Genomic DNA, 24995 nt, shown 5'->3' on the forward strand with positions numbered 1-24995 from the left:
ATCCCGGGTGGGATCCCTGACCCTCGGAGCTGGCCCGCCTCAGCGCGAGGCCTGGAGCGCCTCGTCGATCATCTTTTGGTGCTCCGCCGGGTCCGCCCAGCGGGCGCGCCCCTCGGCCGGGAGCTGATCGATCGGATCGAAGTACGTGTACCGCTGCCCCGGCTTGACGCTCGGCGCCTCGAACACCGAGATCCCGGTCGTGCGGTCGTAGTGCTCGAACGAGTGCGCGTCGCGCTTGCCTCCGCCGCCGGGCGCGTCGACGACGAACGTCGGCGTGTTGAACCCGGCGGTCGAGCCGCGCACGTGCTTCTCGATCGCGAGCCCGGTCGCCAGCGTGGTCCGGAGGTCCTCCACGCCGCGGACGAGGTCGTGGATGTAGACGTAATAGGGGTGCACGTGCACGTGCCCCAAGCGCTTCACGAGCAGCTTCATCGTCTCGGGCGTGTCGTTCACCCCGCGCTGGAGCACGGACTGGTTCCTGACCGTGATCCCCCGCTCGAAGAGCTTGTTCATCGCGTCGCGGGTGACGCCCGTGATCTCGTTCGGGTGGTTGAAGTGCGTGTGGATCACGACCTCCTTGTGCAGCTTCCGGCCGAGCTCGACCGTGCGCGTCACCGCGTCGATCCACTCGTCGTCGGTCAGGATCTTCTGCGGCATCACGGCCGGGCCCTTCGTGGCGAGCCGGATGCGCTGGATGTTCGGCATCCTGAGGAGCGCCTCGCCGATCGCGCCGAGCTGCTCTGGCCGCAGGTTGTACGCGTCGCCGCCGGAAACGACGATGTCCTCCAGCTCGGGGCGTGACGCGATGTACGCGTACGCTCGCTTCCAGCGCTCCTCGTCGACCTTGAAGTGGGTCTTCTCGACCTCCTCCGTGTCGATGCCCACCGCGTAGCTGCGCGTACAGAAGCGGCAGTACACGGGGCACGTGTCGAGCGGCAGGAAGAGCGCCTTGTCGGCGTACCGGTGCGTCAGCCCGGGGACGGGCGCGTCCGCGCGCTCGTGCAGCGAGTCGAGCCCGAGCTTCGGGTGATCCGGCAGGAAGCGCGAGGCCAGCGGGATGAACTGCGTGCGGAGCGGATCGCCGTACGGATCGTTCCAGTCGATCAGAGAGAGCATGTACGGCGAGACCCGGACGCTCATCGGCGCGCGCGCGAAGCCCTCGGTCGCGTCCCGGATGAAGTCGTCCGACACCATCCCGCGCAGCGTGTCGAGCAGCTTGTCGGGGCGGGTGATCGACTTCTTCGCCTGCCACCGGTGGTCCATGAACTGCTCGTCGGTCACGTCGGCGTAAGCCGGGATCCTCCGGAAATCGGGCAGCTCGAGCAGGTTCGCGTGCTGGAGGGACGCCGGGTCCACCGGCGGCTTGAGGGGCGCGATGTCGTGGCTTCGCTTGCTGAGTTCGATGAGGCTCGAGGTGGTCGTCATGTCGTGGACCCTTGCTCGCGCGGAGCAAAGAGAGCGTCGAGGGATGGCCGCGTGCCTGCGCCTGCGCGTCTCGGGGCCTGCCCGGGAGAGGCTGCGGCAGCGGTTCCTGGGAGCGTAGCATCGCGGTACCCCGCCGGGGGCGATGTGCGCCGCTTGTCGCCGAGCGGCGCCTCTGGCGGGCGGGCGGGGGGTTGGCGAGCGCGCTCGCTGTTGGCGGGCACGATTGGCGGGCGCGCGAGCCGGTCAGGGTTCGATCGACGCGACCGTGGTGTCCCGGGTGGTGCGGTAGCGCGCGTAGTAGGTCCGGACGCGCGTCACGTAGGTCTGGGTCTCTTGGTACGGCGGGATGCCGCCGTGCCTCATGACCGCCCCTTCACCGGCGTTGTAGCCGGCGATGGTGAGATCGAGATCTCCGTTGAAGAGGTTGGCCAGGATGCGCAGGTACCGCGTTCCACCGAAGATGTTCTCTCGCGCGTCGAACGCGTCGCGCACCTGCATGCGGAGCGCCGTCTCCGGCATCAGCTGCATCAGCCCCTGCGCGCCGACGGGCGAGACGGCCCGTGGATCGTAGTCGCTCTCGCACTTGATCACCGCGCGGACGAGCTCCTCGGGGATCTGATAGAGCGCGGCGGCCTGACGGATCCACGCGTCGTAGCGGCTGAAGCGCTCGAGCGATTTGTCGCTCGGCGCGACGGGCGTCACCCCCGCGCGCGTCGTCGAAGAGCGGCGCCCGTCGCCCTTGATGTACAGCTTGAACCGCGCGTCGCCGCTGGGGCGGTTCGCGAAGTGCACCGTTCCATCCGCGTCGGTGTACGTGAAGATGTCGGCGAGCGCGCTGCCCGGGTGCAGCGCGAGGACGGCGAGCCCGAGCGAGGCGGCGAGGGCGCGCAGGGGCACGCGAAGGGAAGGCCCGGAGGTCGACGGGGCAGGCATCTCTCGGTTCAGCATAGGTTGCGATCGTCCGCTCGCGCAAACCGCACCGTATCGGCGGAAATCGTGCCGGTGGAATCGGAGGAAGCTGAAGCTGGATTCTGGATTGGAGCGCAACGCTCCGGGCACGCGCCTTCATCCCGAGGACGCCGTCGTGAGGCGATCGGGCGCGCCGCCCCCCGTCGTGGAAGCTCGGTCTGGTGAGCACGTCCCGGGCGCTGTAGTAAGGCGGGCGCCATGGAGATCGGCTGGCGGCATGTGCTCGCGGGGGTTGCGGCCCTCTTCATCCTGTTCCTCGTCGTCAAGATGCGCCCTGCCCGGCGGCGCCGGGACGCGCTGAGCGCCGAGGTGCAGGCCGCGCGGGAGCGCGCGCGGCGCGCCGCGACCCCGCGCGAGCGGGCCGAGGCCCTGTGCGACGCCGGCGTACAGGCGATGCACGGCGGCCGCCGCGTGACAGCGGCCGTGGGGTTCTTCGTGCGCGCGATGCGCGCCGACCCGACCTCGGCTCGGGTCATCGAGCTCGCGAGCGGCGCGCTGGCCAGGCGCAAGCCCCGGCTCCTCGAGAAGATCCTCTGGCGGAGGCTCGCGGTGCTCCCCTGGGACGGCGAGCACCGCGAGGCGGTGCGCGCGGCCGCCGGCGGGCTGGAGGCGCTCTACCGGCGCGGGATCCGTGACCGAAGCCGGGCGGAGATCATGCGCAAGCTGACCCGCACGCTCGGCTGAGCCCGCGGCGCGAGGGCCGGCGGGCCGGCCGCGAAGACATCAGAAGACGTCACGTCCCCCAGAACGATCGCGGCAGCGCGCCGCGGTTCGACAGCGCGACGAGGTCCATGAGCAGCGCGATCGTGACGTGGACCAGGAAGCCCGAGTAGATGCTCTTCGTGCGCATCGCGAGCGAGCCGAGCGCGATCCCGGCGACCACGGCGCCGGCCGCCTCCAGGTACGGCTTGCCGAAGTGGATCATGCAGTAGGGGACGATCATCGCGAAGATCGCGCCGGAGCCCAGCGTGTGCCGCAGGCCGGCGAGCCAGAAGCCCCGGAAGAAGATCTCCAGCGCGAAGAACTGGGCGAAATACATCGTCTCCCAGGCGATGAGGTCGAACCAGGAGCGGGAGGACTGCTTGTAGAACGGGTAGTAGGTCCCGAAATCGGGCGCGCTCGCGACGACGAACACCGCCGGGACGACGACGGCGAGGCAGAGCAGGTAGATCCACGCGTGCTTCGCGAGCCCCCGGACGCGCAGCCCCATGTCGAGCAGGCTGTCCTTCGGGAAGCAGACCTTCCACGCGACCATGGGGATGGCGACGTAGCCGAAGACACGGGTGAACGACCACCAGACGTAGCCGTAGAGCTCGTCGTAGCGGCGGATCGAGATGGGCAGCAGCGTCCCGGCCGGCGAGAGCGACTGGGCGAGCTCGATCTCGCGCAGCCACGGCCGGATGTGCTCGTCGTAGACGGCGCGGCCGCCGTAGTACTGCTGCAGCATGAGCACGACCGCGGTGATGGTGAACAGGACCGCGGGGCGGCGGTCGTAGCCGCCGGCGGCGAGGGTGCGCCGCTGGTGCTCGTGGGCCTCGACGTCGAGCTCCCGCCAGGTGCGCCGGAAGAAGAGCCAGAGGACGGGCGCGAGCGCGATGAACGCGACGACCGGGAACAGGGCCTTGAGGACGGTGCTCCCCAGGGCCGACGAGGGCGCGGCGAGGCGGGAGCTGACGTCCGAGAGGGGCGGCTTCAGCGGCCGGAGCCGGTCGACGTGCGCCACGAGCCAGCTCCCCAGGTTGAGCATCGGCGCGCCGTGTACCACGATCCGCGGCCCAGCACAGCGGCGACGCTCGGGCGACGCGGGATCTCGACCGCCGCCGGCGCCGCCCCTCCGCAGCGCGGCCTTGCGGCGCCCCGCCATGCTCTGCTAGATCGCGCCCCTCTTCAAAGCCGCGCGAGTCATCTCGCGCATGTCCGGCGCAGGCCTCGCCTGCCCGTGGGAGTCTCAGCAATGGCCAGCAAAAATCCGCTTGCGATCGTGAAGGAGCGCTTCGGCGACAAGGCGAAGCTCGTCGAGGCCGTGAAAGGGTTCGCGACCGAGGACCTCTGGCTCGGGCGCGTCAGCTCCGATCGGGGCGGCACGAAGGGCCTGGATCACGTCTCGAACGCCAAGCTCCTCCGCCTCCACGCGACGTTCAGCGTTGTAAAGGAGAAGTTCGGGACGCGGGCGAAGCTCATCGACGAGACGTTGACCGTCCTGAACCGGTCGAAGGACCAGGGGTACAGGAAGCGCCTCGAGGCGTACCCCGTCCCGCGCCTCTACGATCTCTACCAGTCGGCCTCGAAGCGGGCGAAGGCGGCCTCGAAGGCCCAGGCCTGAGCGCGCGCTGCTCGGAGCCCCCTCCCGCCGGTTGTGACCGGGCTGCCTGCCCTTGAAGGTCAGGCGTTCCTATCGTAATGAGCCGCGTCGCCAGCGCGCGGCCTCCCGCCGTCCTGCGTCGGACCGACGATCTGACGTCCCCCTGATGAGCCAGAAGCCCCCTCCTGGGGGCCCTCCCAGAGAAGGTGTTGGCGCCGCCGGCCGCGGCCCCCGCCAAGGAGAACGACCGTGAGCAGCGCGCACGAGACCGAGAACGACGTCTGGACGACCGAAGACGCCAAGTCGCTCTACATGATCGACCGCTGGGGTCGTGGCTACTTCGACGTGAGCCCGGACGGCAACCTCACGGTCGCGCCGCTCCAGGAGCGCGGCAGCAAGATCGCGATCCGCGACGTCGTCGACGCGGCGCTCGAGCAAGGGCTCCGCACGCCGCTGCTCATCCGCTTTCAGGATCTGCTCCATCACCGGGTGCGGGCGCTCAACGAGGCCTTCAACAGGGCGATCGCCGAGAGCAAGTTCCGCGGGACGTACCGCGGCGTGTTCCCGATCAAGGTGAACCAGCTCCGGGAGGTCGTGGAGGAGATCCTCGACGCGGGGAAGACCTACCACTACGGCGTCGAGGTCGGCTCCAAGCCCGAGGTGTTCGCCGGCCTGTCGGTCCATACCGACCCCGAGTCGCTGATCGTCTGCAACGGCTACAAGGACGACAACTTCATCCGCACGGCGCTGATCGGGCGCAAGCTCGGCAAGAAGGTGATCCTCATCGCGGAGAAGCTCTCCGAGGTGCGGATGATCACCCGCGTCGCCAAGGAGATGAACGTCGAGCCGATGATCGGGCTCCGGGTGCGGCTGCTCACCGAGGGCGCGGGCAAGTGGAAGACGTCGGGCGGAGAGAACGCGAAGTTCGGGCTCTCCACCGCCGAGATCCTCGCGGCGATCAGGATCATGGACGAGGCGGGCATGAGCTCCTCGTTCAAGCTCCTCCACTTCCATATCGGCTCGCAGGTGCCGGACATCCTGATCATCAAGCGCGCCGTGCGCGAGGCGACGCGCTACTACGCGAAGCTCCGCAAGATGGGGCAGCGCATCGAGTACATCGACGTCGGCGGCGGGCTCGCCATCGACTACGACGGCTCGCGCTCGACGTTCCACTCCTCGATGAACTACTCGGTCGAGGAGTACGCGCGCGACATCGTGCACAACATCGCCGACATCTGCGACGAGGAGCGGGTGCCTCACCCCAACATCGTCTCCGAGTCCGGGCGAGCGATCGTCGCGCACCACTCGGTGCTGGTCGTCCAGGCGTTCGGCTCGATCGAGAAGACGCCGATGTCGCCGATCGACATCCAGACCGAGGAGCACAAGCTCATCCAGAACCTCCTCTACATCAAGGACAACATCTCCGGGCCGAACCTCGGCGAGTCGTGGCACGACCTCCTCCAGATCAAGGAGGAGGCGCAGAAGATGTTCGAGCTCGGCCTCCTCAACCTCGACGTGAAGGCCCGGGTCGAGATCCTCTTCTGGGAGATCGCCGAGGGCATGCAGAAGATCGCGTCGTCGCTCGAGCCGGAGGAGGTGCCGGACGATCTCGGCGAGCTCCGCAAGCAGCTCGCCGACCAGTACATCTGCAACTTCTCGGTGTTCCAGTCGCTGCTCGATCACTGGGCGCTCGGCGCGCTCTTCCCGATCGTGCCGATCCACCGGCTGAACGAGCGCCCCGCGGCCGACAGCACGCTCGTCGACATCACCTGCGACTCCGACGGCAAGGTGAGCAAGTTCATCGATCTCAACGACGTGAAGGACACGCTCCCGCTGCACCCGATCTCGGGCGACCAGCCGTACTACGTCGGCATCTTCCTGACCGGCGCGTACCAGGACATCATGGGCGACATCCACAACCTCTTCGGCCGGGTCAACGAGGTGCACGTCTTCCTCGATGAGGACGAGGAGAGCGGGTACTACATCGAGGAGACGATCGCCGGGAACAAGATCCACGAGGTGCTGGCGCTGACCCAGTACGACAACCGCGATCTCGTGGGGAAGGTGAAGGCCCAGGTGGACGGCGCGATCAAGCAGGACCTCCTCAAGCCGACCGAGGGCATGCGGCTCCTCGCCGACTACGAGCGGGGGCTCAAGGACCAGACGTACCTGAGCCTCACCTCCGCGCCGTGATCTCGGAGAGCACGGCGCCCTCGGTCCGCGCGTCGCTCCCCCGGCGCCGGCCCGGCTGGGCGCGCCAGGCGGCGCTCGTCGCGCGGAAGGACCTCGCGATCGAGCTCGCCACAGGCGAGATCGTCACCACGAGCGGGTTCTTCGCGGTGCTCGTCGCCGTGATCGCGTCGCTCGCGTTCTACGCGGGCCAGGACGCGGCCGAGCGGGTCGCGCCCGGCGTCATCTGGGTGAGCGTGGCGTTCGCGTCGGTGCTCGCGCTGAGCCGCACGTGGCAGCGCGAGCGCGAGGACGGCGCGCTCTCGGGCCTGCTCGTGCTGCCCATCGCGAGGAGCGCGCTCTTCGCCGGCAAGGCGCTCGGGCTCTGCGCGTTCGTGATCGCGGTCGAGGTGATCATCATCCCGGTCGCGGCGCTCCTCTTCGCGGTGGATCTCGTGAAGACGGGCCCGGGGCTCGCGCTCTTCTGCCTCGCGGCGACGCCGGGCATCGCCGCGAGCGGCACCCTCTTCGGGGCCATGACCGTGCGCACCCGCGCCCGCGACCTCGTGCTCGCGAGCGTGCTCTTCCCGCTGCTCGCGCCCACGCTGCTCGCCGCGGTCGCGGGGACGCGGGAGCTCTTCGGCGGCGCGTCGATCGGCGAGCTCACCGACTACGTTGCGCTCATGGGCGTGTTCGACGTCGTGTTCCTCGCGGGCGGGCTCGGCCTCTTCGATCTGATCATCGAGGGCTGAGCCGCCGCGCGGGTCGATCCCGACGCGCGCGCCCGCAGGCTCACGCGGGCGCGCCGCGCGCCGCGAGCACGTCGTCGGCGAGGATCGTCGCCGCCCGCGCGATGCCGGCGAGATCGAGCGGGGCGCCGGTGCACTCGCCGATCGCCCACAGGCCGTCGCCGGCCTTGCCGCGCGCGTCCACCTGCACCGCGTACCCCGCGCGCGGGTCGATCTCGACGCGCGCGCCCGCCTGCGCGGCGACCTCGAACGCGGGCGCGGCCGGCGCGTCCACCGCGACGGCCACGATCCGGACGTCGCTCGTCGGGCTGTCGGGGGCGAAGGGCGCGTCGCGCACCGTCACGCTCTTCACCTGCGAGATCCCGTTCACCGCGGCGAGCGCGGCGAGCGGGATCCGGACCGCGATGCGGTCGCCGAGGGCGCTCGCGAGCTCGTCGGCCCAGAGGCCCTCGCCCGCGAGCGCGACGGGGCCGGTCGGCTCGACGCCGCACGCGAGGAGCCGGCAGAAAGCGCGCGCCGAGAAGACCCCGGGCAGATCGTTGTTCGGGAACGCCGCCACGCCGTCGTGCGCCCCGGTGGCGAAGACCTTGGCGGGCGCCCTGATCACGGTCGCGCCCGCGTCGCCGGCGACCAGGAGCTCGCCGAGGTAAACGCCGGCGGCCACGTGACGGCGGAGCACGCGGACGCCGTCGAGCGGGTATCGCGCGAAGAGCTCCGCCGCGCGGCGCGGCGCGCCGGCCAGCGACCCGCCGGGGGCGAGCCCGTCGTCGACCAGCGCCACGCGGAGGCCACGCGCCGAGAGCGCCGACGCGGCTGCCACGCCCGCGGGCCCGGCGCCGATCACGGCCGCGTCCACGTCGAGCCGCGCGGCGCGCTCGGGGGGGAGGGCCGCGCTCGGCAGCTGCCCGAGACCCGCCAGCTTGCGCGCGATCGACTGCATGACCCCGGACAGGCCGGGGACGCCGGCCATCAGGTGGTGGTGGTCGATCCCCTGGGGGAAGAACCAGTCGGTCACCTGGAGCAGGTCGGCCTGCCGCGAGCCCACGACGTTCTGCACCTCGATGCGCTCTCCACCGGCCGCCGGTCGCAGGCAGGTCATCACGTTGGGCACCCCGTCGACCCGCGCGAGGCAGCCGTCGCAGCCTCCGCGCAGGCAGGTAGGCGCCCTGGGACGGTGCAGCTTCGGGCTCCGCGCGAGCGTCACGCGCCCGGAGGCGATCAGCGCCACGGCCAGGGGCTCGCCCCGCTCCGCCGGGACGTCCGCCCCGTCGAGGGTGATGGTGACTGGATGCTGGAGCGCGCGAGCTCGCCGAAACATGGGCGGACGCTAGCAGACGCGCGCCGCGCCGGCAGAGGAGGGCGCGGGAGCGAGCAGAGGCAGCGGCGGCGCAGGACGCGCGAGCGGGCGGAGTGGAGAAGGTGTCCTCACCTTGGCGCGGTGATCTATGCTGTGTCCGATGCGCCTCGGCGTCCTCGGCCCTGCTCAGGGTGATCTGCCCGCGCTCGCTCGCGGCGCGCAGCACCTGCTCGACGAAGGCCACGCCGAGCGGGTCATCTACGTCGCCGAGGACGACGCGCTCGACAGGGTCGTCGTGGGCTGGGCGCAGCGCCTGGTCGGCGCGGACCCCACCGAGGGCGCGCTGTTCGATCGGGCCGCTCGGTGCGCCGCCGCGACCCCGGACCAGATCGACGCCTTCGTGGCGTCCGAGCGCGCTCGGCTGCGCCTCCGGGTGCTGATGAGCCTGCCGTCGGGCCGGCGCACCATCGAGATCCTGGACGGGCGCGTCGCGCTCTTCGTGTTCGACAAGGCCGCGCTCGACGAGGAGGACATCGTGGCGGCGTCGCTCCTCGTCTTCGGCAAGAGCCCGGAGCCGCTCATCAAGAAGGTCGGCTCGCGGACGTTCTTCTCGCCGGGGCCGATCGGCTCCGACGGCGGCACGGCGCTCCTCGACGACGGGCAGGGCGGCGTGCGGATCGAGGTGATGAACGCGAGCGGCGCGGTGACGGCGCGCGAGATCGTGGGCCCGTCCGCCGCCGGCCCCAGGCTGAGGGTTCAAGGTGGCTCGCACGGTTGACGCGCCCGCCCGCGCCCCGGCCGCGCGCGCGCCCGAGGCGCGCCGCGTCGCCATCTTCGGGGGCAGCTTCAACCCGCCCCACGTCGCGCATGTCCTCGCGGCCACCTACGCGATCTCCGTCGCGCCGATCGACGAGGTGCTCGTCGTCCCTGTCTACCGCCACCCCTTCTCGAAGGAGCTCGTGCCGTTCGAGCATCGCCTGGCCATGTGCCACCTCGCGCTCGGGTGGCTCCCGGGCGTGTCGGTGTCGCCCGTCGAGCGCGATCTCGGCGGCGAGAGCCTCACGCTGCGCACGCTGGAGCACCTCGCGGCGGCGCACCCGGGCTGGGCGATGCGCCTGCTCGTGGGCGCCGACGTGCTCTCCGATCTGCCGAGGTGGCACCGCTTCGACCGCATCGAGCAGCTCGCCCCGCCAATCGTCCTCGGCCGCTCCGGCGTCGTCGCGCCCGCCGCGGAGCGCCTCGACGCGGGGCCGGCCGATGCTCGTCCTCACCTGCGCCCCGCGGACGTGGAGCTGCCTCGGATCTCGAGCAGCGACATCCGCCGCGCGCTCGCGGCGGGCGATCTCGAGGCCGTCCACCAGCGCGTGCCGCGCGCCGTGCTGGACTACGTGCTCGCGCACCGCCTTTACAGGAGCGATCCATGAGCGAGATGGACAGCACGCGCCCGTCGCCGGTGCACCCGGAGGACAACGCCCTCCTGGAGGTGTTCATCTATGGCGGCGGCAAGGTGGGCCGCGGGCTCGCGCGCGCGATCCGCGACGCGGGGCTACGGGTGACCCTCCGGCCGGCGCGGGACGGCCTGCCGTCGGAGCGCATCGAGGCGAACTTCGTGATCCTCGCCGTGCGCGATCGGGATATCGCGCCGTGCGCCGAGGCGCTGCGCGACCGCGGGCTCGTCGGCCACAGGGACGTCGCGGTGGTGCACTGCGCCGGCGCGCTCGGCCCGGAGGCGCTCGCGGGGGCGCGAGGCGGCCGCGTCTCGGTCGCGCAGATGCACCCGATGATCTCGTTCGCCTCGCCCTCGTTCGCGCCCTTCCTGGAGCGTGGCCAGCTCCACATCGACGGCGATCCGACCGCCGTGCGCGCCGCTCGCTCGCTCGGGGTGTGCCTCGGCATGACGCCGCGCACGTTCTCCGGCCTCGACCGCGTCGCCTACCACGCGGCGGCGGGCCTGGTCGCCAACGGCGCTGCCGCGCTCGCCGCCGCCGGCGTCGACCTGCTCGAGCGCGCGGGCATCGATCGGAGGACGGCGGCCGAGATGCTCGGCCCGCTGCTCCGCACGGTCGCGGACAACGTGGAGGTCCTCGGCGTGCCCGACGCGCTGACGGGGCCGGTGCGCCGCGGCGACGCGGCCGGCGTCGCGCGGCACCTCGAAGCGCTCCGTCGGCTCGCGCCGCACCTCGTACCGCTCTACGTCGCCGCCGCGGCGACGCAGCTCCCGCTGGCCCGCGTCCTGGGCGAAGCTCCCGCGGATGCGTTCGACGCCATCCAGCGGGTCCTGGACGGAACACCGCAATAAGACTGTAATTTTCTTATGGTGAGGTAGGCGCCTCATTATATTCGACGGCGGGATCCATTGATGCGCGGTCCGGCGGAGAGGTACGCTTTTGTTGCCTTGGGATCCGTTGCCGCAGCCTGCGTTTCTTCCGTCATCACGAGCGACTCCGGGGGGTTCCGGGCGCTCGATGAGCGCGTCCGTGATGCCGCGTCGCGTGGGGTGCTCCACGTCCATGGACAGCGGTCGGTCCTGGACGCCGTTTGTTCCCACCTCGCGCGCCGCGCTCGAGGTGTGGGACGCTCGCTGATCTCGGCCGCGCACGCCGCGGATCGGGATCCATGGCGCGATCTCGCGCTTCGCTGCGCTGTCACCTCTGCCGATCCGGCGGCGGTCGCGCAGGGCATCAGCGCCGCCGCGCAAGGCGCGATCCTGCTGGTCGCCGAGGGAGAGGCCACCAGCTGGGGGAGCCTGGTGCTGGAGGAGGTCACGCGCCTCATCGCGGAGGGGTCGTGCTCCGCGCTGGTCATCGTGTGCAGCGACGGCGCGATGCGGCCCTGGACGAGCGCGCTCACGATCGACGGCATCGCGTCGCCGGACGATCTGCACCGCTTCTGGGAGGCGTTCGCGGCGGACGCGGAGCGCCGGGTCGTCGCGAAGATCGAGCGGCTCGACGCGCTGGAGGGCTTTTGCTCCGCCGTGCTGGCCGCGCCGCCCGAGCAGCGCCCCGCGCGGCAGCCGCCGAGCCGCGAGGCCGCGCGCCTGCTCGACCGGCTCGCGCTGAGCCAGCGGCCCTGGCCGTCCGCGCAGCTCCGAAAGCTCGCGGCGCGGCGCGCGGAGCCCGGGCCCGGGGACGCGGCGTGCCAGGGGGTCGCCCAGGAGCTCGCCGCCCTCGGTCTGATCGAGGTCGACGATCGAGGGTGGGTCGCCGCGCGGCGCGCGATCGTCGACCCGGCCGGCGTCGATCGCGAGGATGTGCTCGCGATCGCGGAGGCGCTTGAGGAGCAGTCGTCCGACCCGTGGAGCCTCTCGCGCGCGAGCGAGCTCCTCGCCTCGCTGGGCCAGGACGATCGCGCCGAGGCCGCGGCGATGCTCGCGATCTCCTCGGTCGGCGAGCCGTCGGCGCGCGCCGATTTCTGGCAGCGCTGGGCCCGGACGATGCGGGCGCTCTCCGGCGGGAGCGCCGCGCCGGGCGAGCGGCTGCTGCGCGCGGCGACGCTCGCGCTCCGGCTCGGCGACATCGAGTTCGCCATCGACTTCTCCTCCGCGGCCCAGCGCGAGCGGGAGACGTTCGCCGCGCTGCTCGTGCGCGGCCGCGCGACGAGCGCGCGCGGCGACCTCACGACCGCCGCGATGGTGCTCTCGCGGGCGCTGTCGCTCGCGGCCACGCCCGAGGAGCGGGCGCGCGGCGCGGTGGAGATGGCGGAGCTCTGCTGCAAGACGGGCGACCTCGCGGCGGCCAAGGCGCGCGCCGAGGAGGGGCTCGCCGGCGCTGGGGAGATCGCGACGCGCCTCCAGGCGCGCAACATCCTCGGCAAGCTGCTCCTCGCGCAGCAGGCCTGGGCCGAGGCGGAGCTGCACTTCGCGGCCGACGCGTGGGAGGCGGCGTGCGCAGGCGAGCACGTGAGCGAGCTGCGCGCCCGGCTGAACCGCGCCATCGCGCTGCTCTCCAGCGGCCGCCTCGACGAGGCGCGCACGATGCTCGCCGGCGTGCTCGAGGAGGGCGAGCGGCGCGGCGAGCGCGCGGCGACCGGCTATGCGCTCACGAACCTCGCGGTCATCGCCCACCTGAAGCACGAGTACCCGGAGGCCTTGCGCCTCTTCGAGCGCGCGATCGAGATCTTCCGGAGGATCGGCGACAAGGTCGCGCTCGTGAACCTCATCACGAACCTCGCCGAGATCCGGCTGCAGCTCGGGCTCATCGAGGAGGCCGAGCAGGCGCTCGCGTTCGCGCGGAAGGCTTGCGGCCACGTCATCCCTGGCGTCCGGATCACGCACGTCGCCTACGTGGCGGCGCAGATCCACCTCGAGTGCCGCCGCACGGTGGACGCCTGGTCCGAGCTCACGGCCGCCTTCGCCTGCGGCGCCGGCTCGAAGCTCGGCGAGTGCTACGCGATCGCCGCGCGCATCGCGCTGCACGACGGCGACCTCCTGCAGGCCGGTCAGATGATCCAGCGGGCGCGCGCCGAGGCGACCTCCGACCGGCACCGCGCCGAGATCGCCCTCCTCGAGGCGATGTGCTCGCGCGCCGCCGGCGCGCCGTTCGGGCAGATCGCCGCGGAGGCGCTCGCGCTGTCGCGCCAGGCCCACAGCCACGAGTGCGCCCTGGAGGCGCACGTGCTCCTTCACCACGCGTCGTCCGCCGGGGACCGCGCGTCGCGCGCCCCCGAGGACGAGCCCACGGCGGCGCGCTCGCACCTGGAGGCGGCGATCGACCTCCGCGATCGCATCGCCGAGTCGCTCCCGCCCGAGATCGCGCGCAAGTTCCTCGCGCGCCGGAGCTTCGCCGAGCTCGCCCGGCTGGAGGCGTGCGCGCGCAGCGCGGCCGAGGCGGAGCCGAGGGGCTGCGAGCTCTGCGGCTCCAGCGCGTGCGCCGGGTGCGGAAGGGGAGCGGCTCGCGCCCCGAGGCCGGCGAGCGCGGGCCCCGCGATCAAGCGGATGGTCGGGACGACGCCGGCGCTGCTCAGCCTCATCCACCAGATCGAGAAGGTCGGCGCGAGCGACGCGACCGTGTTGATCCACGGCGAGAGCGGCACCGGGAAGGAGCTCGTCGCCGAGGCGATCCACGAGGTGAGCGCGCGGCGCGCGGGCCCGCTGATCAAGGTCAACTGCGCCGCCCTGGTCGAGACGCTGCTGCTCTCGGAGCTGTTCGGCCACGAGAAGGGGTCGTTCACCGGCGCGGCGTCGCGCCGCCGCGGGCGCTTCGAGCTCGCCGAGGGGGGGACGCTCTTCCTCGACGAGATCGGGGACATCTCGCCGCGCACGCAGGTCGCGCTGCTCCGCGTCCTGCAGGACAAGACCTTCGAGCGGGTCGGGGGTGTCACGCCGCTGCGCGCGAACGTGCGGATCCTCTGCGCGACCCACCGCGACCTGCGTGCGATGGTCGCCCGGGGCGAGTTCCGGGAAGATCTCTATTACCGGCTCCGGCAGGTCGTCCTGGAGGTCCCCGCGCTGCGCCATCGGCCGCGGGATCTGCCCGCGATCGCGGCCGCGATCCTGGAGAGGATCGGCGGCGAGCGTGGCGTGGCGCCGAAGCGCCTGTCCAGCCGGGCCATCGAGGCGCTGTCGCGGCACGCCTGGCCGGGGAACGTGCGCGAGCTCGAGAACGCCCTGCGCGCCGCGGCGATCTTCGCGGACGGCGAGGTGATCGATCTCGAGGATTTCACGACGAACGTCGAAGGGCTGCGGGAGCTCGACGCCGCGGAGCAGGTGAGCGCTCCGATGACACCGAGGGCTGGCATGCACCCTGCTTTCGAATCGTCGAAAGAATCGTCGAAAGAATCGTCGAGAGAATCGTCGAGAGAATCGTCGAGAGAATCGTCGAGAGAATCGTCGAGAGAATCGTCGAAAGAGCCGTCCAGAGACGCGCCCAGAGAGCCGTCCAGCGGGCCACGCGCGTCGGCGCCCGATCAGGCGACGCTGGTGGCACATTCCCCATCGACGCCCGTGGATCGCACGCCGCTGGAGCTCGCGTACGCTCATGTCCGCGGAGGGGTCAGCCTCAGCGACATGAAGCGCGAGATCGAGCGCGAGTGCGTTGCTAGGGCGCTCGACGAGAGTCGTGGGAACATCACGCGCGCCGCCGTGCTCCTGGGCATGAAACGCCCGCGGCTTTCCCAGCTTGTCAAACAGTATGGCTTTGGCGGGACTTCGGAGGATTGAAGTGATGCGAGGTTGCTGGAGGAGTTGGCTGTCGGGGGGCTTCGCGGCGCCTCTGCTGCTGGCGGGCTGCGCGATCGCGTCCCCAGAGCACGAGGAGCAGAGCGTCGAAGCGTGGAGCGATCTCGACCCGATGATCTCCGAAGAAGCGTCCGGATCGAGCGATGGCACCGACGGCGATGTCGTCGTACCCGTCACCGACTTCGTCTCGCCTGCGTCGCTCCCGCCGCGCGACGTCGCGCCGCCGTCCAGCGGTGATGGCGCGCCCACGACGATCGAGGTGCGATCGCAGGAGCGCTGCAACCCGGACCCGCTCCCGTGGAGCCCCAGCAGCGCGGACAGACGCGACGCCGCTCCCTCCGAGAGCGACGGGACGCGCTGAGCCGCGCGCCCGGGCGGCCTGAGCGCGTCCGCGCCCCGGCGCCGCCCGGCCCCGCTCCCCGGCGCGTTTTGCGGTCGCCGCGCGGCTCGCCGCGGTAGCCTTCGCGCGTGGCGCCGCTCGGGATCGATCTCCGCACACGGACGACCCTTGTCTGCGGGGCCCTTGCCCTCGCCATCGCGGCGTCGACGCTGCTGCGAGGTCGCGTCCGCCGCGTCCACCTCTTCTTCGCCGCGTTCGCCGCCGACGTCGGGCTCTGGTACCTCTCGCAGTCGCTCTTCGGCTTCTTCCAGGCCTCGATCTGGGAGCGCTTCACGGCGATCCTCGCCGTGCTTCTCCCGCAGTTCGCGCTGCAGCTCTTCGAGGCGATGATCCCCCATGACCCGGATCGGCGCTCGCGGCTGCTCCGGTTCGCGGGGGTGCTCGTCATCCCGCTGTTCGTCCTCGTGCTGGTGAGCCGGGAGCCGGGCTCGTGGCTCGACTGGCTCACGCGCGGCTGCATTTTCCTCTACGTCTTCGCGCTGCTCACCGCGGGGCTGTACACGCTGGGCCAGCGCGGCAAGCAGAGCTCCTCGCGCGCGACGCAGCGCCGCGTGCGGTTCCTCGTGGTGATCGGCGCGCTCGCCGGGCTCGCCAGCGTCGCCGACTTCGCCTGGTTCCTCGGCGCGGAGCCGCCGCCCGTGGGCGCGGCGCTCTCGATCGTGTTCCTGTTCGTCCTCGCCCAGGCCCTCCGTCACGAGCGCCTGCTCGACGCCTACGAGATGCTCGCGCGCCTGCTCGTCGCCACGGCGGTCGCGTTCCTGATCGCGCTGATCTTCTATCTCCTGCTCACGTTCATCGGCGGCTTCAACACGATGTACCTGAACGCGGTGCTCGCCGCGATCGTCATCCTCGTGCTGTTCGACCCGCTGCGGGAGCGCGTCGAGGAGCAGCTCCAGCGCCTCTTCCTGCGGGAGCGGTTCGACCTCGACCGCTCGCTCGCGGAGGCCCGGCGGCGCCTCGTGCACACGCTCGAGGTGGACGAGATGGGCTCGATCGTGATGAGCGCGCTCGAGCAGTCGCGCCGGGTCACGGCGGCGGCGCTCTACCTGCGCGATCAGGATGGGACGGGCTTCGACCGGCTCGCCTCGCTCGGGCCGCGGGTCCCCGAGCGGATCGAGGTGGCGACCGCGAGGGCGCTGCTCGATCGCCTCGACCGCGGGCCGCTCGCGATGGAGGAGCTGGAGCGGGAGGCGCGCGAGCGGCGGGCGCGCCGCAGCCAGAGCGACGCGGACGACGACGGCAACTTCGCGCGGCGGACGGAGGTGCGGCCCCAGGTCCCCGAGGACGCGGTGCTCGCGGCGGCCGAGGTGCTCGGCAGCCTCTGCTCGGGCGTGGTGCTGTGCGCGCGCGACGAGCAGGGCGAGCCGATCGGGCTCCTGGTCGTGGCGGACACGCGCGTGCGCGACGCGTTCTCGCCCGAGGAGCTGACCCTGCTCGAGACGCTCGCCGCGCAGATCGGCGTCGTCCTGGAGAACTCGCGCCTCTACGCGCAGATGAAGGAGCGCGACCGGCTCGCGCTCCTCGGCCAGATGGCGGCCGGGCTCGCGCACGAGATCAGGAACCCGCTCGGCGCGATCAAGGGGGCGGCGCAGCTGCTCGCCGATCCCGTGCCGGAAGCGCAGATCGACGCGGCGTCGCGCGAGTTCCTCGGGATCATCCTCGAGGAGGTCGATCGGCTCGATCGCGTCGTGGGCTCGGTGCTCGATCTCGCGCGGCCGGCGCAGGGCTCGGTCGTCCCGACCGACGTGAACGCGATCGTGCGCCGCACTCTGCAGGTGCTCTCGATCGAGCGCAGGAACGACCAGCTCGAGGTCGAGGTCACGCTCGATCCCGACCTCCCCCGCGTCGCCATCGATCCAGAGCAGCTGCGGCAGGTGCTGATGAACCTGTTCCGCAACGCCGTTCAGGCCATGAAGGGCCGGGGCAAGGTGGTGATCTCGACGCGCGTCCGCTTCGGCCGCGGCACGCGGCCCGGCTCGGGCTCGGACGAGCCGTTCGTCGAGCTCAACGTCACCGACAACGGCCCCGGGATCTCCCAGAAGGTGCTCGCGAACATCTTCCTGCCGTTCTTCACGACGAAGGACAAGGGGACCGGGCTCGGCCTGTCCATCAGCCAGCGCATCGCGCAGAGCGCCGGCGGCCGCATCGAGGTCCGGTCGTACGAGGGGAAGGGGAGCACCTTCGCCGTGATCCTCCCCGCCGCCGTCGACAAGCTGAGCGCGCCGCAGCCGTCGCCCGCGGCGCTTTCGCCCGCCGAGGCGGCCCCTCAGGAGCGGCCAGGCTGAAGCCGGTGGCCCCGGAGGCGCCCGCGGCGTCTGGGCGCGTCCCAGAAGCGCCCGCGGCGTCTGGGCGCATGCGCGCCGCGCGCGTCGCGTCGAGCGGGGCGCTCAGCCGTAGCGCGAGGTCATGAGCCGCTCGAGCGCGGGATGCTCGCGCACGAGCGCGAGCGTGTGCTCGGCGTGTCCGTGGGCGTAGCCGTTGCCGATGTAGAGATCCACGTCCTTGCCGATCCCCTCGGCCCCCAGGGCGGCGGCGGTGAAGCTCGTGCTCATCGCGAAGAAGTACGTCTTGCCGCGATCGCGCGTGGCGACGATCGCGCTGAGCTCAACGCCTGGGACGTTCACGCACGAGAGCGTGAGGTCGGCGCCCGCGTCGCCGGTGAACGGCAGCACGGCGTCGCGCACGGCGAGGGGGTCGCGCGCGTCGAGGACGGCGACGTGGTCGCAGATCGCGAGCGAGCGCAGATCGGCGGCGAGCCCCGGCGACGCCTCGATCCCGATGACGCGCCCGGCGCGGCCGACGCAGCGCCGCGCCTCGGCCGCGCACAGGAGGCCCGATTTCCCGCCCGCGCCGAGCACCACGACGCTGTCGCGCGGGCCGGCGAGGCGCGCCACCTGAGGCGCGGCGCCCGCGACGTCGAGCAGCGCGAGGGCGAGCCGCTCGGGCATGTCGGTCGGCATCCGGGCGAGCGGCGCCGACCCGAAGAGGATCGCGGTGCCCTCGACGTCGATCTGCGCGGACGCGGGCCGCACGGCGATGATCCGGCGGAGCGAGAGCGGCGTGAGCGAGAGCGACGCGAGCGTCGCGACGCGATCGCCGACGGCGACGCCGCGGTGCTCGGCGAGCGCGCCGACCCGACGCACGACGCCGAGCAGCATGCCGCCCGAGCCGGTGACCGGGTTGTGCTGCTTGCCCCGGCGCGCCACCGTCTCGAGGACGAGCCGGGCCACGCCGTCCGGGCTGCCGCCGGAGGCCTCCTCCATCTGGCGGAAGCTCGCGGCGTCGATGTTCAGCGTCTGCACATCGACGACGATCTCGGTCTCGAAGTGGCGCGAGGCGTCGGCGTCCAGCCGCTCTGCCGGCTGCGGCATGGCCCCCGGTGGATCGAGCACGCGGTGCGTGCCCAGCGGATCGCCTGCGGAGAGGGTGGGTCGCGTCGCTTCGGAGCTCACGCCGAGGCCGTTCAACATGCCGGGCTCGAAAGCAAGGGCAATGAGCCGAGCGACCGCAGGATTCCTCGCTGAGGCGGCCCGGCGCGCCGCCCGGGGCCCGGGGGCCCCGGAAACCGGCGGTGCCGACCGTTTCGACGGAGCCAGTCGCCCTCTTTCCCTCAAATTGGATACACTCGCGTGCGCCGAGTACGTTGGCCCCTACCCCCGCGGCGCGCCCCTGTGGCGGCCGAGGGAGGGGGGCCGGCGCGTTGCGTCAGGATCGGACGAGCCGACTCATTTGAAAGAACGGACCGGATCTCTTGACCACCTTTGCTCGGTGAAACTAAGCTTTGCCCCCTGCTGGCGCTCTCGTAAGCGCACGAAGGTTTTTACTCCCTGCGATGGATAACCACGCTCCCAAGGTGTCGGCAACGCGGCAACTAGCGTTGCGCTTCATCTCCGGGAAGTACCAAGGCGGCGAATTCCCCCTCGGGGAGCAGCAGGAGATCGTCGTGGGTCGCTCCAGCGACCTCGACATGGTCCTCGTCGAGGACATGGTCTCCCGGCGCCATGCCCGGATTGCCTGCACCGAACAGTCGATTGTGATCGAGGATCTCGGCTCGACGAACGGGACGTTCGTCAACGGCGAGAAGATCAAGAAGACGACCCTGAAGGAAGGCGATCGGGTGCTCATCGGCACCAGCATCCTCAAGGTCGTCTCCACCGACCCGGGCGCGCCGCCGGCGCGGAAACGGATGGACGAGCCATCGCTGAGGAGCGGTCAGACCCGGTCGATGTCCGGGTCGATCGACGAGATCCCGCTCCCGGATCTGCTGCAGCTCTTCGGCACATCGAAGAAGAGCGGCGTCCTCGTGGTCCGCTCCGACGACGACGTCGGCAAGATCTACCTGCGCAAGGGCATCGTGACCTTTGCGACCATCAACGATCTGACCGACGTCCCGCCGCTGAAGAGCGTCTACCGGATCCTCACCTGGGCCGGCGGGACGTTCGACCTCGAGGCGGCCGAGGAGCGGGTCATGACCGGCGAGATCAGCGCGACGGTGCAGGAGCTCCTCATGGAGGGGCTCCGGCAGATCGACGAGCTGAACAACATCCGCCACCAGCTCCCGGACCTGTCGGCGCGCCTGGTCATCCCCCAGCCGCTCAAGCCGCAGCTCCGCGATCTCTCGCCCGTCGATCTCGACGTCCTCCAGGTCGTCTACAACCACGGGCACCTCGCGATGGTCCTCAACAAGAGCCCCGCGACGGATCTGGAGACCGCGCAGTCCGTGTTGAAGATGATCAACGCGGGCTACCTCCGCGCCGAGTGAGCCTGGCGGGGGCGCACGGCGCCGCGAGGCCGCGCAAGGCGGCCGCTCGCGGCGGCGCGCGCAGCGCTCGGCTGAACCGAGCTCGATAGGTCAGGGGAGCGCGGTCGACAGCGCGCCCTCGCGCGCCGCGCTCCCGAGGGCGCGGCGCGCCGGGCGGCAGCGCGGTGTCAGGACTGCGACGCGCCGCGCTTCGCAGGGTCGGTCGCCTTGCTCGCGAGGCGGAGCGACACGGCGCGGGCGTGCGCCTGCAGGCCCTCGGCCAGGGCCAGCTTCTCGATGATCGGGCCTTGCGTCCGGAGCGCCGCGCCCGAGTACCGGATGAGGCTCGCGCGCGTCACGAAGTCGTAGACCCCGAGCGGCGCGCCGAAGCGGGCCGAGCCGCCGGTCGGGAGGACGTGGGAGGGCCCCGCGAGGTAGTCGCCCGCGGCGACCGGGGTTAGGTCGCCGAGCAGCGCGGCGCCGAGCGTGCCGATCTCCGAGAACAGCCCCTCGGCGTCGGCGACGTGGAAGGCCACGTGCTCGACCGCGAGCTGATCGGCGATCTCGGCGAGGCGAGCGCGCGAGCCGACGACCAGCGCCGCCGCGTGCGTCGAGAGCGACGCCTGCACGATCGCGCGACGCGTGAGCTCGGGGAGCGCCGCGTCGAGCTCGCGCGCGACCGCCTCCGCCAGCTTCGCGGAGGTCGTCGCGAGCAGCGCGTAGGACGCCTCGTCGTGCTCGGCCTGCGAGAGCAGATCGGCGGCGACGAGCCGGGGATCCGCGGACTCGTCGGCGAGCGCGAGGATCTCGCTCGGCCCGGTGATGCCGTCGATCGACACATCCCCGAAGACCAGCTTCTTCGCGCAGGCGACGTAGGCGTTGCCGGGCCCCACGATCTTGTCGACCGGCGCGAGCTCCGGGAGCCCGTAGGCCATGGCCGCGATCGCCTGCGCGCCGCCCGAGTCGAGCAGGGTCGTCACGCCGGAGAGGTGCGCCGCGGCGAGCGTGGCGTCGTCGGCCGACGGGCTCGCGAGGACGATCTCCCGCACGCCGGCGATGCGCGCGGGGATGGCCGACATGAGCACGCTGGAGGGGTAGCGGGCCTTGCCGCCCGGCGCGTAGACGCCGACCCGGCGCAGCGGGCGCACGCGCATGCCCAGCAGGACGCCCTCCTCCTCGTAGCTGAAGCCGGCCTGCAGCGCGGGCCCGTTCGCCGTCACGTTCGCGGGGCCGAGGTCGCCCGCGTCGCGCTGCCGCTCATGGTAACGCGCGATCCTCGCTGCCGCGGTCTCGAGCGCGGCGCGGACCTCCGGCGAGAGCCTCGCGAGCGCCTCGGCTCCGCCGAAGCCGCCCTCCGCCTCGGGGCCTGCGTGGCGGACGAGCGCCTTCGACGTCCTCCGCTCGAACTTCTCGATGTACCCGAGCACGGCGGACGTCCCCCCGCGCCGCACGTTGTCGATGATCTCGGTCACGGCCGGCGTGACGTTCGCGAGGTCGCCCGTGCCGCGGGTGCGCAGGGCTGACAGGGTGGACTCGAACTGAGGCGAACCTTCGATGTAGATGGGCAGCATGGCTTGATAGGGCCCGGCGCGGTGGAATCTCCGCGTGGACGGCGACACCCCCTACCACACCACCCCGGCCGCCGGTACGTCGGCCGCGCCGCTGCGACCGCCGCGGGCGCGGCAGCGCATCGCGGCGGCCGCCGCGCGTCGCTCCCCGAGTTCCCCGGTCTGAGCGGATCGAGTAGGGTCGCCCGATGCGGTCCGGCTCGTTTGGTCTCGCCTCCACCGCGCTCTCGGTCGTGCTCCTCGCGCTGGCGCCTGCCGTGCTCGTCGGTTGCCCGGAGAACTCCTGCTTCCTCAAGATCTGCCAGGGCAGCAGCTGCCGCTGCTCGATCTCGTCGTGCAGCGACGGCGCCGGCTTCGACACGAAGCAGAACCGCTGCCGGTGCCTGAAGGGCTACCTCTCGGTCGCGGGCCAGTGCCTCACACCCCAGGCGGCGAACGCCTACTGCGGCGTGGGTCGCCACTACGAGGCCGGCGGGTGCGCTCCCGATCGCTGCCGGCCCGGCGACGAGATCGACCAGAGCACGGGCTACTGCGTGCCGCGCGAGCAGGTGGCGACCAACATCGGCGTCGCGGTCGGCGCCGGGCAGAAGCTCGGGTGCCCGCCTGGCCAGGAGCTCATCGTCGACGGTCCGACCGCCGCGTGTGTCCCGCTCTCGCAGACCTGCGCGCGCGACGAGGTCTGGACCGGCCAGGCGTGCGCGAAGGTCGGGCGCTGCCCAACGGGCGCGATGTGGGATCCCGCGCTCGCGCAGTGCGTCCAGTACGCGCAGGGCTCGGGGGAGAGCGGGCTCACGGTCAACGTGGGGCAGTGGGCGTCGGCGAACTACGGGCCCGACGGCGGCATGGGCACGAGCGGCTTCTGCGGCGCCTTCGCGAAGAAGCCGTACAGCTTCGGGATCGTCGAGGGGGCCTCGGCCTACGTCCGCGCCACGGTGATGATGTCCTTCCCGGACGGCGAGATCGCCCGCGGCGTCGTGCAGGCGGTGACGGTGTTCGACGCGAGCGGGAACCCGGTGCCGCCGCGCGGCGCCGCGGAGGTCGATGCGGCGGCGCGCAGCATCTTCGGCACGCTCGTGCTGGGCGGCGGGCGGGCGAGCGCGCCGACCTCGTCGACGACCGTCCGCTGCGCGGTCATCCACGCCGGGAAGCCGCAGCCGGTGCCCGCCGTGGGTGGACTTTGAGCCCGCTCGGCGACGCGCGTTGCCGGGCGGGCTTCAGCGCCAGCGCGCCGATGCTCACATCCTCGACAGCGTGCTCACGACGCGCGTGGCGGGGAGGGCGCTGAGGCCGACGCAGCTGACGACCTTGCCGCGCTCCACCACGAAATTGCTCGTCGAGGGCTCGATCTTCGCGAACTCGACGCTCAGGCGGGCCCCGTCGAAGCTCGCGCGCAGGGGGTGGCCCTCCACCGCGCTGCGGACGTCCTGGCAGGTGCCCCTGGAGCGGGCCGGATCGAACTTGCGCGACTCGGGGGCGATGAAGCGGAGCCGGTCCTCGACGGCGAACACCCCGGTCTCGCCGGGGATCTCGCGCAGCGAGAAGCGGGCCTCGCCCTCGGCATAGTCCTGCGGCGCGAACTGCTCCGGGCGGCGGACCCGGAACTCGAGCGACTCGCCGGCAAGGACGGCCTCGAGCTCGCGCCCGTTGCCGACCCACAGCCCGGTCAGGCTGGCGAGCGGCGACGGCTGCGGCTGCTCCGCGCTCGTCGCCGGGGTGGTGCTGCTCGCGCTGGCCGCCGGGCGCTGCTCCCTCGACGAGGCGGCCCGCCGGCGACCCTCGCGCGGCCTGTCGAGCACGCCCAGCCCGAGCAGCGCGGCGGCCCCGCCGAACATCACGAGGGCCCCGGCGCCGATCGCGAGCCATGAGCCGCGCGCGCGCTGCGACCCCGCAGGCCCGCTGGCCAGCGCAGCGCCCGACGGCGACCGCAGCCGCTCGCGGACCTCGTCGACCGTCGTGGCCGCGGGCGGCGGCGGGCGGCTCGACGCGCCGAGCGGCGCGGCGGCCGCGGCAGGCGCAGGGTGGGCGATCGCGTCGAGCGCGGCGAGCAGCTCCTCGCAGCTGGCGAAGCGACCCGCCCGTTCCTTGGCGCACGCCTTCTGGAGGAAGGCGTCGAGCTCCGGAGGGACGTCGTGACGCACGGCGCTGACCAGGGGGAGCGGCGCCTCCGCGTGCTGCCGCATGATCTCGATGTCGCTCTCGGCGTCGAACGGCACTTGCCCCACCAGCATCTCGTAGAGCACGACGCCCAGCGCGTAGATGTCCACCCGCTTGTCGAGGTCGCGGCGCCCGAGGACCTGCTCCGGCGACATGTAATAGAGCGAGCCGATGATCCCCTTGGTCAGCCCGCGCCCCGCGAGCGCGTCCGCCTCGGCCTTGGCGATGCCGAAGTCGGTGACCTTCGCGACGCCGTCCTTGCCGCGGAGGAGCACGTTCGCCGGCTTGAGATCGCGGTGGATCACCCCCTCGCGGTGCGCGGCCGCGATGCCGGAGGCGATCTGCCGGAAGATCGAGAGCGCCTCGGGCAGGGGCATCCGCCGGCGCTCCTCGGCGTACCTGGCGAGCGTCTGCTCGAGGCTCTCGCCGTCGATGTACTGCATGACGAGCCAGAGGTCGTCTCGCTCCGCCACCACCGCCTTCAGGTGGACGACGTTCGGGTGATCGATCTGCGCGAGCGCGCGGCCCTCGGCGAGCGTCCGCGCGCGCACGTCCGGCCGGTGCCCGAGCTCCTGGCGCACCGCCTTCAGCACCACGTGCAGGCCGGTGTGGACGTCCCGAGCGAGGTAGACGACGCCCATGCCGCCCTCGCCGAGCACCCGCTCGACCACGTACTTCTGATCGACGAGCGTCCCCGCCGGCAGGTGGCCGCCCGGCGCGCGCCGCGGCAGCGAGCCCGCCAGCGGCGCGGGGACGACGTGAGGCGCGTGGACGTTCGCCGCGGGCCCGTTCGCGCCGCCGGCCGCGAGGGCCGAGAGGCTGGCCCTGTGCGCTGGATCCTCGGGCGCCAGCGCGCCCAGCAGCGGCTGCCCTGGGACGGTCGCCCGCGGGCCGGGCGCGGGAGGCGCCGAGGCCGCCGCGCCGGCGCCCGCCTCCTTCGCGGTCAGCGACGCGCCGCACGCCACACAGAACCGGGCGGAGCCGGGGTTCTCGGCGTTGCATACGAGGCACCTGGCCATGGCGCGGTCAGCTCGATCCGCGGCGCG

The 24995-nt window shown here is 72.2% G+C and carries 19 protein-coding genes; 12 read left to right on the plus strand and 7 right to left on the minus strand.

What is annotated here, in order from left to right; translation table 11 throughout:
- Positions 1-39: 39 nt before the first annotated feature.
- Positions 40-1425: a KamA family radical SAM protein gene (locus tag WMF22_RS13455; RefSeq protein WP_437299488.1), complete on the minus strand. Its 1386-nt coding sequence runs from the start codon at positions 1423-1425 to the stop codon at positions 40-42.
- A 243-nt stretch (positions 1426-1668) separates the two neighbouring features.
- On the minus strand, positions 1669-2373 hold the full coding sequence (locus WMF22_RS13460) for a lytic transglycosylase domain-containing protein (protein ID WP_437299489.1): 705 nt from the start codon (positions 2371-2373) through the stop codon (positions 1669-1671).
- A gap of 219 nt (positions 2374-2592) precedes the next feature.
- On the opposite strand from WMF22_RS13460, the gene WMF22_RS13465 reads away from it, so the two are divergent.
- A complete protein-coding gene (locus tag WMF22_RS13465) occupies positions 2593-3078 on the plus strand; it encodes a hypothetical protein (protein ID WP_437299490.1) in 486 nt (161 codons plus the stop codon).
- 49 nt (positions 3079-3127) lie between these two features.
- Here the strand turns inward: WMF22_RS13465 and WMF22_RS13470 are convergent, their stop codons facing one another.
- On the minus strand, positions 3128-4141 hold the full coding sequence (locus WMF22_RS13470; protein WP_437299491.1) for a CPBP family glutamic-type intramembrane protease: 1014 nt from the start codon (positions 4139-4141) through the stop codon (positions 3128-3130).
- A gap of 207 nt (positions 4142-4348) precedes the next feature.
- Between WMF22_RS13470 and WMF22_RS13475 the strand changes: the two genes are divergently transcribed.
- From WMF22_RS13475 to WMF22_RS13485, 3 genes are all read left to right on the plus strand, one after another.
- Entirely contained in the window at positions 4349-4717 is a 369-nt protein-coding gene (locus tag WMF22_RS13475) for a hypothetical protein (protein WP_012235084.1), read from the plus strand.
- A 228-nt stretch (positions 4718-4945) separates the two neighbouring features.
- Positions 4946-6889 carry a biosynthetic arginine decarboxylase gene (gene speA / locus WMF22_RS13480; RefSeq protein ID WP_437299492.1) on the plus strand — a complete coding sequence of 648 codons (1944 nt, stop codon included), beginning with the start codon at positions 4946-4948 and terminating at the stop codon, positions 6887-6889.
- Positions 6886-7617, plus strand: coding sequence for a heme exporter protein CcmB (locus tag WMF22_RS13485; RefSeq protein WP_437299493.1), 732 nt, complete (start codon positions 6886-6888; stop codon positions 7615-7617). Before speA ends, WMF22_RS13485 begins: the two co-directional genes overlap by 4 nt.
- Before the next feature lie 40 nt (positions 7618-7657).
- On the opposite strand, the gene WMF22_RS13490 is transcribed toward WMF22_RS13485, so the two are convergent.
- Positions 7658-8932, minus strand: a complete 1275-nt coding sequence (locus tag WMF22_RS13490) for a (2Fe-2S)-binding protein (RefSeq protein WP_438036004.1) — start codon at positions 8930-8932, stop codon at positions 7658-7660.
- Between the two features lie 139 nt (positions 8933-9071).
- Between WMF22_RS13490 and WMF22_RS13495 the strand changes: the two genes are divergently transcribed.
- From WMF22_RS13495 to WMF22_RS13520, 6 genes are all read left to right on the plus strand, one after another.
- Complete coding sequence (locus WMF22_RS13495; protein ID WP_231864811.1) at positions 9072-9689, plus strand: hypothetical protein; 618 nt, start codon at positions 9072-9074, stop codon at positions 9687-9689.
- Positions 9673-10335, plus strand: coding sequence for a nicotinate (nicotinamide) nucleotide adenylyltransferase (gene nadD / locus WMF22_RS13500; protein ID WP_437299496.1), 663 nt, complete (start codon positions 9673-9675; stop codon positions 10333-10335). The genes WMF22_RS13495 and nadD overlap by 17 nt, the downstream gene beginning before the upstream one ends.
- The gene (locus tag WMF22_RS13505) at positions 10332-11210 is read left to right on the plus strand and encodes a DUF2520 domain-containing protein (protein ID WP_437299497.1); all 879 of its coding nucleotides are present in this window, start codon (positions 10332-10334) and stop codon (positions 11208-11210) included. The genes nadD and WMF22_RS13505 overlap by 4 nt, the downstream gene beginning before the upstream one ends.
- 270 nt (positions 11211-11480) lie before the next feature.
- Positions 11481-15068, plus strand: coding sequence for a sigma 54-interacting transcriptional regulator (locus tag WMF22_RS13510; RefSeq protein WP_438036005.1), 3588 nt, complete (start codon positions 11481-11483; stop codon positions 15066-15068).
- Between the two features lie 4 nt (positions 15069-15072).
- A complete protein-coding gene (locus WMF22_RS13515) occupies positions 15073-15447 on the plus strand; it encodes a hypothetical protein (RefSeq protein WP_437299499.1) in 375 nt (124 codons plus the stop codon).
- A 107-nt stretch (positions 15448-15554) separates the two neighbouring features.
- Positions 15555-17771: an ATP-binding protein gene (locus WMF22_RS13520; RefSeq protein ID WP_437299500.1), complete on the plus strand. Its 2217-nt coding sequence runs from the start codon at positions 15555-15557 to the stop codon at positions 17769-17771.
- Positions 17772-17873: 102 nt separating this feature from the next.
- On the opposite strand, the gene WMF22_RS13525 is transcribed toward WMF22_RS13520, so the two are convergent.
- Positions 17874-18956 carry an L-erythro-3,5-diaminohexanoate dehydrogenase gene (locus WMF22_RS13525; protein WP_437299501.1) on the minus strand — a complete coding sequence of 361 codons (1083 nt, stop codon included), beginning with the start codon at positions 18954-18956 and terminating at the stop codon, positions 17874-17876.
- Positions 18957-19318: 362 nt separating this feature from the next.
- Between WMF22_RS13525 and WMF22_RS13530 the strand changes: the two genes are divergently transcribed.
- The gene (locus WMF22_RS13530; RefSeq protein ID WP_272103306.1) at positions 19319-20248 is read left to right on the plus strand and encodes a DUF4388 domain-containing protein; all 930 of its coding nucleotides are present in this window, start codon (positions 19319-19321) and stop codon (positions 20246-20248) included.
- Positions 20249-20415: 167 nt separating this feature from the next.
- On the opposite strand, the gene hisD is transcribed toward WMF22_RS13530, so the two are convergent.
- A complete protein-coding gene (gene hisD / locus WMF22_RS13535; RefSeq protein ID WP_437299503.1) occupies positions 20416-21798 on the minus strand; it encodes a histidinol dehydrogenase in 1383 nt (460 codons plus the stop codon).
- 185 nt (positions 21799-21983) lie between these two features.
- Between hisD and WMF22_RS13540 the strand changes: the two genes are divergently transcribed.
- The gene (locus WMF22_RS13540) at positions 21984-22976 is read left to right on the plus strand and encodes a hypothetical protein (protein ID WP_437299504.1); all 993 of its coding nucleotides are present in this window, start codon (positions 21984-21986) and stop codon (positions 22974-22976) included.
- Positions 22977-23030: 54 nt separating this feature from the next.
- On the opposite strand, the gene WMF22_RS13545 is transcribed toward WMF22_RS13540, so the two are convergent.
- Complete coding sequence (locus WMF22_RS13545; protein ID WP_438036006.1) at positions 23031-24968, minus strand: protein kinase domain-containing protein; 1938 nt, start codon at positions 24966-24968, stop codon at positions 23031-23033.
- Positions 24969-24995 lie beyond the last annotated feature (27 nt).

This window comes from Sorangium sp. So ce204, assembly GCF_051526795.1.
Classification (GTDB): domain Bacteria; phylum Myxococcota_A; class Polyangia; order Polyangiales; family Polyangiaceae; genus Sorangium; species Sorangium cellulosum_B.